The sequence below is a fragment of the Enterobacter sp. JUb54 genome (assembly GCF_014298075.1).
In the GTDB taxonomy this organism is placed as follows: Bacteria; Pseudomonadota; Gammaproteobacteria; order Enterobacterales; family Enterobacteriaceae; genus Klebsiella; species Klebsiella lignicola.
In genome coordinates, this window is sequence record NZ_CP060418.1 from 259,901 (window position 1) to 271,373 (window position 11,473).

General features: G+C 59.6%; 10 protein-coding genes. 9 read left to right on the forward strand and 1 reads right to left on the reverse strand.

The window, feature by feature from the left end:
- The first annotated feature begins 1 nt into the window (after nt 1).
- The 5 genes from nuoJ to nuoN all read left to right on the forward strand — a co-directional run bounded on the left by nuoJ (nt 2) and on the right by nuoN (nt 5,982).
- Entirely contained in the window at nt 2-556 is a 555-nt protein-coding gene (gene nuoJ, locus HF679_RS01195) for an NADH-quinone oxidoreductase subunit J (protein WP_123755228.1), read from the forward strand.
- Nucleotides 553-855, forward strand: coding sequence for an NADH-quinone oxidoreductase subunit NuoK (gene nuoK / locus HF679_RS01200; protein ID WP_100682775.1), 303 nt, complete (start codon nt 553-555; stop codon nt 853-855). The genes nuoJ and nuoK overlap by 4 nt, the downstream gene beginning before the upstream one ends.
- Complete coding sequence (gene nuoL / locus HF679_RS01205; protein WP_123755227.1) at nt 852-2,693, forward strand: NADH-quinone oxidoreductase subunit L; 1,842 nt, start codon at nt 852-854, stop codon at nt 2,691-2,693. Before nuoK ends, nuoL begins: the two co-directional genes overlap by 4 nt.
- A gap of 295 nt (nt 2,694-2,988) precedes the next feature.
- Complete coding sequence (nuoM, locus tag HF679_RS01210; RefSeq protein WP_123755226.1) at nt 2,989-4,518, forward strand: NADH-quinone oxidoreductase subunit M; 1,530 nt, start codon at nt 2,989-2,991, stop codon at nt 4,516-4,518.
- Between the two features lie 6 nt (nt 4,519-4,524).
- On the forward strand, nt 4,525-5,982 hold the full coding sequence (gene nuoN / locus HF679_RS01215; protein ID WP_123755225.1) for an NADH-quinone oxidoreductase subunit NuoN: 1,458 nt from the start codon (nt 4,525-4,527) through the stop codon (nt 5,980-5,982).
- A gap of 86 nt (nt 5,983-6,068) precedes the next feature.
- On the opposite strand, the gene rnz is transcribed toward nuoN, so the two are convergent.
- A complete protein-coding gene (rnz, locus tag HF679_RS01220; RefSeq protein WP_123755224.1) occupies nt 6,069-6,986 on the reverse strand; it encodes a ribonuclease Z in 918 nt (305 codons plus the stop codon).
- A 52-nt stretch (nt 6,987-7,038) separates the two neighbouring features.
- Between rnz and HF679_RS01225 the strand changes: the two genes are divergently transcribed.
- From HF679_RS01225 to menH, 4 genes are all read left to right on the forward strand, one after another.
- Nucleotides 7,039-7,500, forward strand: coding sequence for a GNAT family N-acetyltransferase (locus HF679_RS01225; RefSeq protein WP_123755223.1), 462 nt, complete (start codon nt 7,039-7,041; stop codon nt 7,498-7,500).
- Nucleotides 7,501-7,663: 163 nt separating this feature from the next.
- Nucleotides 7,664-8,959 carry an isochorismate synthase MenF gene (gene menF, locus HF679_RS01230; RefSeq protein ID WP_123755222.1) on the forward strand — a complete coding sequence of 432 codons (1,296 nt, stop codon included), beginning with the start codon at nt 7,664-7,666 and terminating at the stop codon, nt 8,957-8,959.
- 76 nt (nt 8,960-9,035) lie between these two features.
- Entirely contained in the window at nt 9,036-10,706 is a 1,671-nt protein-coding gene (gene menD, locus HF679_RS01235) for a 2-succinyl-5-enolpyruvyl-6-hydroxy-3-cyclohexene-1-carboxylic-acid synthase (protein ID WP_187042515.1), read from the forward strand.
- A complete protein-coding gene (menH, locus tag HF679_RS01240) occupies nt 10,703-11,461 on the forward strand; it encodes a 2-succinyl-6-hydroxy-2,4-cyclohexadiene-1-carboxylate synthase (protein ID WP_123755220.1) in 759 nt (252 codons plus the stop codon). Before menD ends, menH begins: the two co-directional genes overlap by 4 nt.
- The last annotated feature ends 12 nt before the right edge of the window (nt 11,462-11,473 follow it).

Genomic DNA, 11,473 nt, shown 5'->3' on the forward strand with positions numbered 1-11,473 from the left:
AATGGAATTCGCTTTTTATATCTGTGGCCTTATCGCCATCCTCGCAACCCTGCGGGTGATCACCCACACCAATCCGGTACACGCCTTGCTGTACCTGATTATTTCGCTGTTGGCGATTGCCGGGGTGTTCTTCTCGCTGGGCGCGTATTTCGCCGGTGCGCTGGAAATCATCGTTTACGCCGGGGCCATCATGGTGCTCTTCGTCTTCGTGGTGATGATGCTCAACCTGGGCGGCAGCGAAATCGAGCAGGAACGTAAATGGCTGCAGCCGGGGATCTGGATCGGTCCGGCAATTTTGTCTGCGGTGCTGCTGGCGGTTATCGTCTATGCCATCCTGGGCCTGAACGATCAGGGTATTGATGGCACAGCGATCAGCGCGAAAGAAGTGGGCATTGCGCTGTTTGGACCGTACGTCCTGGCGGTGGAGCTGGCCTCCATGCTGCTGCTGGCCGGTCTGGTTGTTGCCTTCCACATCGGCCGCGAAGAGCGCGTCGGTGAAGTGCTGAGCAACCGTCAGAACGATAGCGACAAAAGAAAAACGGAGGAACACGCATGATTCCCTTAACACATGGGCTGATCCTCGCCGCTGTCCTGTTTGTGCTCGGCCTGACGGGTCTGGTCATCCGCCGCAATCTGCTGTTTATGCTGATTAGCCTGGAGATCATGATCAACGCTGCGGCGCTGGCTTTCGTGGTGGCAGGCAGTTACTGGGGCCAGACTGACGGTCAGATAATGTATATCCTCGCCATCAGCCTCGCGGCTGCGGAAGCGAGTATCGGCCTGGCGCTGTTGCTGCAGCTCCATCGTCGCCGCCAGAACCTGAACATCGATTCAGTAAGTGAGTTGCGTGGATGAACATGCTTGCCTTAACCATACTTCTGCCATTGATTGGCTTTGTTCTGCTCTCCTTCTCCCGTGGGCGCTGGTCGGAAAACCTCTCCGCCACCGTGGGAATGGGATCGGTAGGGCTGGCGGCGCTGGTCACTGCGTTTGTCGGTGTTGACTTCTTTGCCAACGGCAAACAGGCGATCAGCGTACCGCTGTGGACCTGGATGTCGGTGGGTGATTTCAACATCGGCTTCAACCTGGTGCTGGATGGCCTGTCGCTGACCATGCTTTCCGTGGTCACCGGCGTGGGCTTCCTGATCCACATGTTCGCCTCCTGGTATATGCGCGGTGAAGAGGGCTACTCCCGCTTCTTCGCCTACACCAACCTGTTTATTGCCAGCATGGTAGTCCTGGTGCTGGCGGATAACCTGCTGTTGATGTACCTCGGTTGGGAAGGGGTGGGTCTGTGCTCCTATCTGCTGATCGGTTTCTACTATACCGATCCGAAGAACGGTGCCGCAGCGATGAAAGCGTTCGTGGTGACCCGTGTCGGTGACGTGTTCCTCGCCTTCGCGCTGTTCATCCTCTACAACGAACTGGGTACCCTGAACTTCCGCGAAATGGTCGAACTGGCGCCAGCACACTTCGAAGCCGGCAACAATATGTTGACCTGGGCGACGCTGATGCTGCTGGGTGGTGCGGTTGGTAAATCCGCCCAGCTGCCGTTGCAGACCTGGCTTGCGGATGCGATGGCTGGCCCGACGCCAGTCTCCGCGCTGATCCACGCTGCGACCATGGTGACCGCCGGTGTCTACCTGATTGCCCGTACTCACGGCCTGTTCCTGATGACCCCGGAAATTCTACATCTGGTCGGGATTGTCGGGGCGGTGACGCTGGTACTGGCAGGTTTCGCCGCGCTGGTGCAGACCGATATCAAACGCGTACTCGCTTACTCCACCATGAGCCAGATTGGCTACATGTTCCTCGCGCTTGGCGTGCAGGCGTGGGATGCGGCGATTTTCCACCTGATGACCCACGCGTTCTTTAAAGCGCTGCTGTTCCTGTCGTCCGGCTCGGTGATTCTGGCCTGCCATCACGAACAGAACATCTTCAAAATGGGCGGCCTGCGTAAGTCTATCCCGCTGGTGTACGTCTGCTTCCTGGTCGGGGGCGCGGCGCTGTCCGCACTGCCGCTGATCACCGCAGGCTTCTTCAGTAAGGACGAGATCCTCGCCGGTGCGATGGCCAACGGTCATATCAATCTGATGGTTGCGGGCCTGGTCGGGGCGTTTATGACCTCGCTGTATACCTTCCGCATGATCTTCATCGTCTTCCACGGTAAAGAACAAATTCACGCCCATGCAGGGAAGGGGATTACCCACCATCTGCCGCTGATCGTGCTGTTGGTTCTGTCGACCTTCGTTGGCGCGCTGATAGTTCCGCCGCTGCAGGGCGTCCTGCCGCAGACCACGGAACTGGAGCACGGTCGCGTGATGACACTGGAAATCACTTCCGGGATTATCGCGATTGCCGGGATCCTGATTGCCGCCTGGCTGTGGCTGGGTAAACGCACGCTGGTGACGGCTATCGCCAACAGCGCACCGGGCCGTCTGCTGGGCACCTGGTGGTACAACGCCTGGGGCTTCGACTGGTTATACGACATGGTGTTCGTGAAACCATTCCTTGGCATCGCGTGGCTGCTGAAACGCGACCCGCTGAACGCCATGATGAACATTCCGGCGATCCTCTCCCGCTTTGCAGGTAAAGGCCTGCTGTTCAGCGAGAACGGGTATCTGCGCTGGTATGTGGCATCCATGAGCGTAGGCGCGGTTATCGTGCTGGCGCTGCTGATGGTATTGCGTTGAGTTTGAGAACCGTTGTGTTGCCCGGCGGCGCTGAGTTTGCCGGGCTTACGGGACTGTCGATCGGATAAACGTAGGGCTATCCGACACAATAAACCCGCAATACGAAGTGAATGATTATCGAATTCGTTGAAATCAGGTCTTAAAGGACAGGCGTTATCGGCGAAGTCAAAGTGGGCACCGCCTGCGCACAGCAACCGCAGCGTACTGATGTACGTGAGGATTGCGGGCACAGCCGTGGTTCGCGATGACGAGTAAGATAGCCTGAACGGGACTTAAATAAGGAATAAAAATCACCATGTTATTGCCTTGGTTGATATTAATCCCCTTTATCGGCGGCTTCCTGTGCTGGCAGACCGAACGCTTTGGCGTGAAGATGCCGCGCTGGATCGCGCTGATCACCATGGGATTGACGCTTGTACTTGGCCTGCAGCTGTGGATGCAGGGCGGCTATTCTCTGACGCAATCCGCGGGTATTCCGCAGTGGCAGTCAGAATTTGTCATGCCGTGGATCCCACGCTTCGGCATCAGCATTCACCTCGCTATCGACGGCCTGTCGTTGCTGATGGTGGTGCTGACCGGTCTGCTTGGCGTGCTGGCGGTACTGTGCTCGTGGCGCGAAATTGAAAAATACCAGGGCTTCTTCCACCTCAACCTGATGTGGATCCTGGGCGGCGTTATCGGCGTGTTCCTTGCCATCGACCTGTTCCTGTTCTTCTTCTTCTGGGAGATGATGCTGGTGCCGATGTACTTCCTGATCGCGCTGTGGGGCCACAAGGCGTCCGACGGTAAAACGCGTATCACGGCGGCTACCAAGTTCTTCATCTACACCCAGGCGAGCGGTCTGGTGATGCTGATTGCCATCCTGGCGCTGGCATTTGTGCACTTCAACGCCACCGGCGTCTGGACCTTCGATTACGAAGCGCTGCTGAAGACCCCGATGTCCCACGGCGTGGAATATCTGCTGATGCTGGGCTTCTTTATCGCCTTCGCGGTGAAGATGCCGGTTGTGCCGCTGCACGGCTGGCTGCCGGATGCCCACTCCCAGGCACCGACTGCGGGTTCCGTTGACCTCGCGGGGATCCTGCTGAAAACCGCAGCCTACGGTCTGCTGCGTTTCGCTTTACCGCTGTTCCCGAATGCCTCCGCTGAATTCGCTCCTATCGCGATGTGGCTGGGCGTTATCGGTATTTTCTACGGCGCGTGGATGGCGTTCTGTCAGTACGATATCAAACGTCTGATTGCCTACACTTCGGTCTCCCACATGGGCTTCGTACTGATTGCTATCTACACCGGCAGCCAGCTGGCGTACCAGGGCGCGGTGATTCAGATGATTGCCCACGGCCTGTCCGCGGCGGGTCTGTTCATCCTGTGCGGCCAACTGTACGAGCGCCTGCACACCCGTGATATGCGTCAGATGGGCGGTCTGTGGAGCAAAATTAAATGGCTGCCAGCGCTGTCGATGTTCTTTGCGGTGGCGACGTTGGGGATGCCGGGTACAGGTAACTTCGTCGGCGAATTTATGATTCTGTTCGGCAGCTATAAAGTGGTGCCGGTGATTACCGTGATCTCTACCTTTGGTCTGGTATTCGCCTCCGTCTACTCGCTGTCGATGCTGCACCGGGCGTACTTCGGGAAAGCGAAGAGTGAAATAGCGGCGCGGGATCTGCCGGGCATGTCGCTGCGTGAACTGTCGATTGTTCTGCTGTTGGTGGTTCTGCTGGTGCTGTTGGGCTTCTTCCCGCAGCCGATTCTGGACACCTCACATGCTGCGATGAGCAACATTCAGCAGTGGTTTGTTAATTCTGTTTCTACTACAAGGCCGTAATTCGCCATGACAATAACTCCACAACAACTGATCGCACTGCTACCGCTGCTGATCGTCGGCTTGACGGTGGTGGTTGTGATGCTCTCCATTGCGTGGCGACGCAATCATTTCCTCAATGCCACGCTGTCGGTTCTCGGCCTGAACGCCGCGCTGATCTCGCTCTGGTTCGTGGGTCAGAACGGCGCGATGGACGTCACGCCGCTGATCCGCGTCGACGGTTACGCCATGCTCTATACCGGGCTGGTGCTGCTGGCGAGTCTCGCCACCTGTACCTTCGCGTACCCGTGGCTGGAAGGGTACAAGGACAACAGAGAAGAGTTCTACCTGCTGGTGTTAATCGCCGCGCTGGGTGGCATTCTGCTGGCGGGCGCCAACCATCTGGCGGCGCTGTTCCTCGGTATTGAATTGATTTCTCTGCCGCTGTTCGGCCTTGTCGGCTACGCCTTCCGTCAGAAACGGTCGCTGGAAGCGAGTATCAAATACACCATTTTGTCTGCCGCAGCGTCGTCGTTCCTGCTGTTCGGTATGGCGCTGGTGTATGCCAACTCCGGTAATCTGTCGTTCCTGGCGCTGGGCAAGAGCCTGGCCGATAACACCCTGCATGAACCGCTGCTGCTGGCGGGTCTGGGTCTGATGATCGTTGGCCTGGGCTTCAAACTGTCGCTGGTGCCGTTCCACCTGTGGACGCCGGACGTGTATCAGGGCGCACCTGCGCCGGTATCAACCTTCCTGGCCACCGCCAGCAAGATTGCTATCTTCGGCGTCGTTATGCGTCTGTTCCTGTACATGCCGGTAGGCAATAGCGAAGCGGTACGCGTGGTGCTGGGGCTGATCGCCTTCGCCTCTATCCTCTTCGGTAACCTGATGGCGCTGAGCCAGACCAATATCAAGCGTCTGCTGGGTTACTCTTCTATCTCGCATCTCGGCTATCTGCTGGTGGCGCTGATCGCCCTGCAGAGCGGTGAAATGTCGATGGAAGCGGTCGGGGTCTATCTGGCCGGCTATCTGTTCAGCAGCCTCGGCGCGTTTGGCGTGGTGAGCCTGATGTCCAGCCCGTATCGTGGCCCGGACGCCGATTCACTGTACTCCTATCGCGGCCTGTTCTGGCACCGTCCGATTCTGTCGGCGGTGATGACGGTGATGATGCTGTCGCTGGCGGGTATCCCGATGACGCTGGGCTTTATCGGTAAGTTCTACGTGCTGGCGGTCGGTGTGCATGCGCACCTGTGGTGGCTGGTCGGGGCGGTGGTGCTCGGTTCGGCAATTGGCCTCTACTACTATCTGCGCGTGGCGGTGAGCCTGTACCTGAGCGCGCCGGATAAACTGAACCGCGATGCGCCGTCGAACTGGCAGTACAGCGCGGGCGGTATCGTGGTGCTGATTTCTGCGCTGCTGGTTCTGCTGCTCGGCGTGTGGCCGCAGCCGCTGATTAGCCTGGTGCAGCTGGCAACTCCGCTGATGTAATCCCTACGGTCCTGAAATCATGCCTGTCAGTCGCAATACTGACAGGCATTTTTTTTGCCTTTTTGTCCGGGCCATTGTCCGACGCGCTACAGGCTGTAGACCATAAAATCTTCGGCCAGCAGCGTGCGGGGAAACAGCTCCCGACACTCCGTCAGCAGACGCTGGCAGCCCTCGGCGTCATAGCGCGAACTGAAGTGGGTGGCGATAAACATGCGCACCCCGGCATCGCGCGCCAGCGCCGCCGCCTGCTGGCTTGAGGAATGCCCGCGGCTATTGGCCTTTTCCGCCATCGCCTGCTCCAGCGTCGTTTCATGCACCATCAGATCAACGCCACGCGCCAGCTCCAGCGCGGCGTCGCAGGGCGCGGTGTCGCCAAAAATCGCCAGCTTCTTACCGGGCGTCGCCGGGCCGAGATACTGGCTGCCGTCAATCAGCCGTCCGTCTTCCAGCTCAACGGTCTCGCCCTGTTTCAGGCGCTGGAATAACGGCCCCGGCGGAACGCCATCGGTCACCAGCCGGGCGGCATCCAGCGTGCCGGGTCTGGCGTGTTCCTCGATGCGGTAGCCGTAGCATTCCACCGGGTGATTGAGCGCAAAGGCGCTGACCCGATATCCCCCTTCATCAAACACCAGACCTGGCCCCACTTCGACAATCGTCAGCGGGTAATCGGTCCACGAGCCGCTCAGGCGCAGGGCGGTTTCGACAAACTCCTTCAGCCCCGTCGGCCCGTACAGCGTCAGCGGCAGCGAGTTGCCCTGCATTGAACGGCTGCACAGCAGGCCCGGCAGGCCGAACAGGTGATCGCCATGCAGGTGGGTGATAAAAATCTTGTTCAGTTTTCCGGGATGATACGGGGTGTCGAGAAACTGATGCTGGGTCCCTTCTCCACAATCGAACAGCCACATCTCCGCCGCCGTTGGTTGTTGCAAATTCAACACGATAGACGTCATATTACGCGTACGGGTCGGCACGCCTGCGGATGTCCCCAAAAATGTTAATTCCATCGTCCAGTGTCCTCAGGGCCGGGTGAAAAACTCAAGTATACAGGAGCAGTTGATGATTACATGGCAGGATCTTCACCACGCAGAGTTGACCGTTCCACAGCTGTACGCCTTGCTGAAGCTGCGTTGCGAGGTGTTTGTCGTTGAGCAAACTTGCCCCTATCTGGATGTCGATGGGGACGATCTGGTCGGCGAAAACCGCCATCTTCTCGCCTGGCGGGGCGATGAGCTGCTGGCCTACGCGCGGATCCTGAAAAGCGACGACGAATTTGACCCGGTGGTGATCGGCCGGGTTATCGTCAGTTCGGCGGCGCGCGGCGAGAAACTGGGCAATCAGTTGATGCAGCGGGCTGTGGCGAGCTGCCAGCAGCACTGGCCGCAAAAAGCGATCTACCTCGGCGCCCAGGCACACCTGCAGAATTTCTATGCCAGCTTTGGTTTTCAGCCGGTGACAGAAGTGTACGACGAAGACGGTATTCCCCATATTGGTATGGCTCGCGAAGCCAGCGCCGGGTAAACGAATTCGCGTCATCGCTTAAAGAATCTATACTTTTTCACCTTCAGCCTGCCAGCTTTGCTGGCAGCGCCGCCCGGCGTAAAAGCCGCTCCCTCATTATGGGTACTGCAATTTCAGGCTAGTACCCCGTATAATCTGTGGTTTTTATTCTGTGGAGGTTTGCGTGCTGTCTGTTTCCACTGCGCTGGAACGCTTACGTGGCTGTCTGACCGACGATTTCCCGACGTCACCCGGCATGCGAATTTTTACTCTACCTTTCCCGCTTGATGATGCCTTTGACCCGCTGCTGTGGTGCGGTCATCAGGCGCAATGGCCGCAATTCTACTGGCAGCAGCGTTCGGGCGATGAAGAGTTGGCCGCCCTTGGGGCGGTAAAAACCTTCACCTCGCTGAGCCAGGCCCATCAGTTTTTGCAGGAGCAGGCCTCTGAGGATCTGCGTATTTGCGGCCTGAATGCGTTCAGTCCGCAGGAGGGCAGCCTGTTTCTGCCGCGGCTGGAGTGGCGACGGGTTGCGGGCAAAGCGACCCTGCGCCTGCTGTTGTGGAGCGATGTCTCACTGCACGAAGAGGCCCGCGCGGCCCGCGACTTTCTGGCCACTTTAACTCCCGATCAGGCGTCGCCCGCGACGTTACCCGCGGTGCTCCACGAACAGCATTTCCCGGACTATCCACAATGGTGTGCCTTGATTAGCCAGGCAAGCGCGGCAATCGCCGCCGGGGAGATGGCGAAAGTGGTGCTGGCGCGCGCCACGGATCTGCAGTTTGCCGCCCCGGTCGATCCGCTGGCGGTAGTCGCCGCCAGCCGACGCAGCAATCACCACTGTTTTCATTTCATGATGGCTTTTAGCGCTCTGCAGGCTTTCTTTGGCTCCACGCCGGAACGGCTGTGGCGTCGGCGCGGGACGCAGCTGCGCACCGAAGCCCTGGCCGGGACCGTCGCCAGCCATGCCGACGATCGGCAGGCGCAAGCCATGGCCGACTGGTTAATGAAAGATGATAAAAACCAGCGTGAAAATATGCTGGTGGTGGAGGACATCTGCCAGCGTATGCAGGATGAGGTGCGCTCGCTGGACGTTCTGCCGCCGCAGGTGATGCGTCTGCGCAATGTGCAGCATCTGCGCCGCTGCATTTGGGGCGAGCTGCAGCAACCTGACGATGCCCGCTGTCTGCATCAGCTGCAGCCAACCGCCGCGGTCGCCGGATTGCCGCGCCGGGCGGCGCTGGATTTTATTACCCGTCACGAACCTTTCAGGCGTCAATGGTACGCTGGCTCCGCAGGCTATCTGTCGCGGGCGCAAAGCGAATTCTGCGTGGCCCTGCGTTCAGCGCAGGTCGACAACGCCACCCTCAGGTTGTATGCCGGTGCCGGGATTGTCAGCGGCTCCGATCCGCAGCAGGAGTGGCAGGAAATCGAGAATAAGGCAGCAGGACTGCGTTCGTTATTACTGACAAAAACGTAGATAAACGACCCATATCAATACTCCATTGCTTTGTATTACCTATACTTATCCTCAATATTTGATACCGGACAATTTCATGTCAGTAAGCGCATTTAACCGACGCTGGGCGGCGGTGATCCTCGAAGCATTAACCCGCCACGGCGTGCAGCATATCTGCATTGCGCCTGGTTCGCGCTCGACACCTTTAACCCTGGCCGCGGCGGCCAATCGCGCATTGATCCCCCACACCCATTTCGATGAGCGCGGGCTGGGTCATCTGGCGCTGGGACTGGCAAAAGCCAGCCGTCAGCCGGTGGCGGTGATTGTCACCTCCGGCACGGCAACGGCCAATCTCTACCCGGCGCTGATTGAAGCCGGGTTGACCGGTGAAAAACTGATTTTACTGACCGCTGACCGCCCGCCGGAGCTGATTGACTGCGGCGCCAACCAGGCGATCCGCCAGCCGGGGATGTTTGCTTCCCATCCGTCGCAGACGCTGTCGCTGCCGCGCCCGTCGCAGGATATTCCTGCCCGCTGGCTGGTCTCGACGATTGATCAGGCGCTGGGTGAGCTGCACGCCGGCGGTGTCCATATCAACTGTCCGTTCGCCGAACCGCTGTACGGTGATATGGACGAGACCGGCGTGGCGTGGCAGCAGCAGCTTGGCAGCTGGTGGCAGAGCGATAAACCCTGGCTGCGGCAGTCGCTGCAGCTGGAAAGCGAGAAGCAACGCGACTGGTTTTTCTGGCGGCAAAAGCGCGGTGTGGTCGTCGCCGGTCGCATGAGCGCCAGCGAAGGTGTGAAAGTGGCGGCGTGGGCCAAAACCCTCGGCTGGCCGCTGATTGGTGACGTACTGTCGCAAACCGGGCAGCCGCTGCCCTGCGCCGATCTGTGGCTGGGGAACGGCAACGCGGTGAGCGAGCTGCAGCAGGCGCAAATCGTGGTCCAGTTGGGCAGCAGCCTGACCGGCAAACGGCTGCTGCAGTGGCAGGTGACCTGTGAACCTGACGAATACTGGGTGGTGGATAATCTGCCCGGGCGACTGGATCCGGCTCATCACCGTGGCCGTCGTCTGGTGTGCACGGTGGATCGGTGGCTGGATCTGCATCCGGCGGAAAGCCGTCAGCCGTGGGCAACGACCATCCCGACGCTCTCCCGCCAGGCCTGGCAAGCCACGGCTGACAATAGCGAGACCTTTGGTGAAGCCCAGCTGGCTCACCGCATCGCGCGCTACCTTCCGGAACAGGGGCAGCTGTTTGTTGGCAACAGCCTGGTGGTGCGCCTGATTGATGCGCTGTCGCAGCTTCCGGCAGGTTATCCGGTCTATAGCAATCGCGGGGCCAGCGGTATCGATGGCCTGCTGGCGACGGCGGCAGGTGTCCAGCGGGCCAGCGCGCGCCCTCTGCTTGCGATCGTCGGCGATCTCTCGGCGCTCTACGATCTAAACTCGCTGGCGCTGCTGCGTCAGGCCTCCGCGCCGCTGGTGCTGATGGTGGTTAACAACAACGGCGGGCAGATTTTTTCTCTGCTGCCGACGCCGCAGGATGAACGACGCCAGTTTTATCTGATGCCGCAGGAGGTGAATTTCGACCATGCGGCGGCCATGTTTGGCCTGAATTACCATCGCCCGACAAGCTGGGAGGCGCTGGAAGCGGTGCTGGCCGGCGCATGGCGACAGCCAGGTACGACGGTTGTCGAGCTGGTGGTGGAAGAAACCCAGGGGACACAAACGTTGCAAGCGCTGCTGGCGCAGGTCAGCCGCCTGTGACGCTGCATGCCGTGTGCCAACAAGGTCAGGCGGGTTATCCCTGGCTGGTCTTTTTGCACGGTTTTTCCGGCGACTGCCGGGAGTGGCAAACGGTGGGCCAGCGGTTCGCGGCCTGGCCCCGGCTGTATCTGGACCTGCCGGGCCACGGCGGCTCGCGGGAGGTGGCGGTCAGCGGTTTTGCTGATGTCTGTCAGCAACTGGAGCAGACCCTCGCGCACCATCAGGTGCAGGATTACTGGCTGATTGGCTACTCGCTGGGCGGGCGTATCGCAATGGTCTTTGCCAGCCAGCCGCGACACGGGCTGCGCGGGCTGGTGGTGGAGGGCGGCCATCCCGGATTACAGGATGACCACCAACGTCACCAACGCTATCAGGCCGACAGCGCCTGGGCAGCGCGTTTTCGCCAGCAGCCGCTCGCCGAGGTCTTTGCCGACTGGTATCAACAGCCGGTGTTCGCCTCGTTGAGCGCTACGCAGCGCCAGGCGCTGGTGATGCTGCGTAGTCACAACAGCGGTGAGAATCTCGCCGCGATGCTGGAGGCCACTTCTCTGGCCGTGCAGCCGGACCTGCGTGCAGCTCTGCACACCCGACGCTACGCTTTTCATTATCTTTGCGGCGAATACGACGCCAAATTTCGCGCCCTCGCGAGTGACACGGGGGCAACGACACATATTATCGATCATGCCGGACATAACGCGCATCGGGAAAACCCCGCTGCAGTCGCCGCTTGTCTGGCGCAGCTATTAACGAATTAACCAAAGGACATC

Excerpts from the sequence above, each read along its gene's own strand:
- nuoJ (WP_123755228.1), top strand. The coding sequence starts at position 2 with ATGGAATTCGCTTTTTATATCTGTGGCCTTATCGCCATCCTCGCAACC.
- nuoK (WP_100682775.1), top strand. The coding sequence starts at position 553 with ATGATTCCCTTAACACATGGGCTGATCCTCGCCGCTGTCCTGTTTGTG.
- nuoL (WP_123755227.1), top strand. The coding sequence starts at position 852 with ATGAACATGCTTGCCTTAACCATACTTCTGCCATTGATTGGCTTTGTT.
- nuoM (WP_123755226.1), top strand. The coding sequence starts at position 2,989 with ATGTTATTGCCTTGGTTGATATTAATCCCCTTTATCGGCGGCTTCCTG.
- nuoN (WP_123755225.1), top strand. The coding sequence starts at position 4,525 with ATGACAATAACTCCACAACAACTGATCGCACTGCTACCGCTGCTGATC.
- rnz (WP_123755224.1), bottom strand. The coding sequence starts at position 6,986 with ATGGAATTAACATTTTTGGGGACATCCGCAGGCGTGCCGACCCGTACG.
- HF679_RS01225 (WP_123755223.1), top strand. The coding sequence starts at position 7,039 with ATGATTACATGGCAGGATCTTCACCACGCAGAGTTGACCGTTCCACAG.
- menD (WP_187042515.1), top strand. The coding sequence starts at position 9,036 with ATGTCAGTAAGCGCATTTAACCGACGCTGGGCGGCGGTGATCCTCGAA.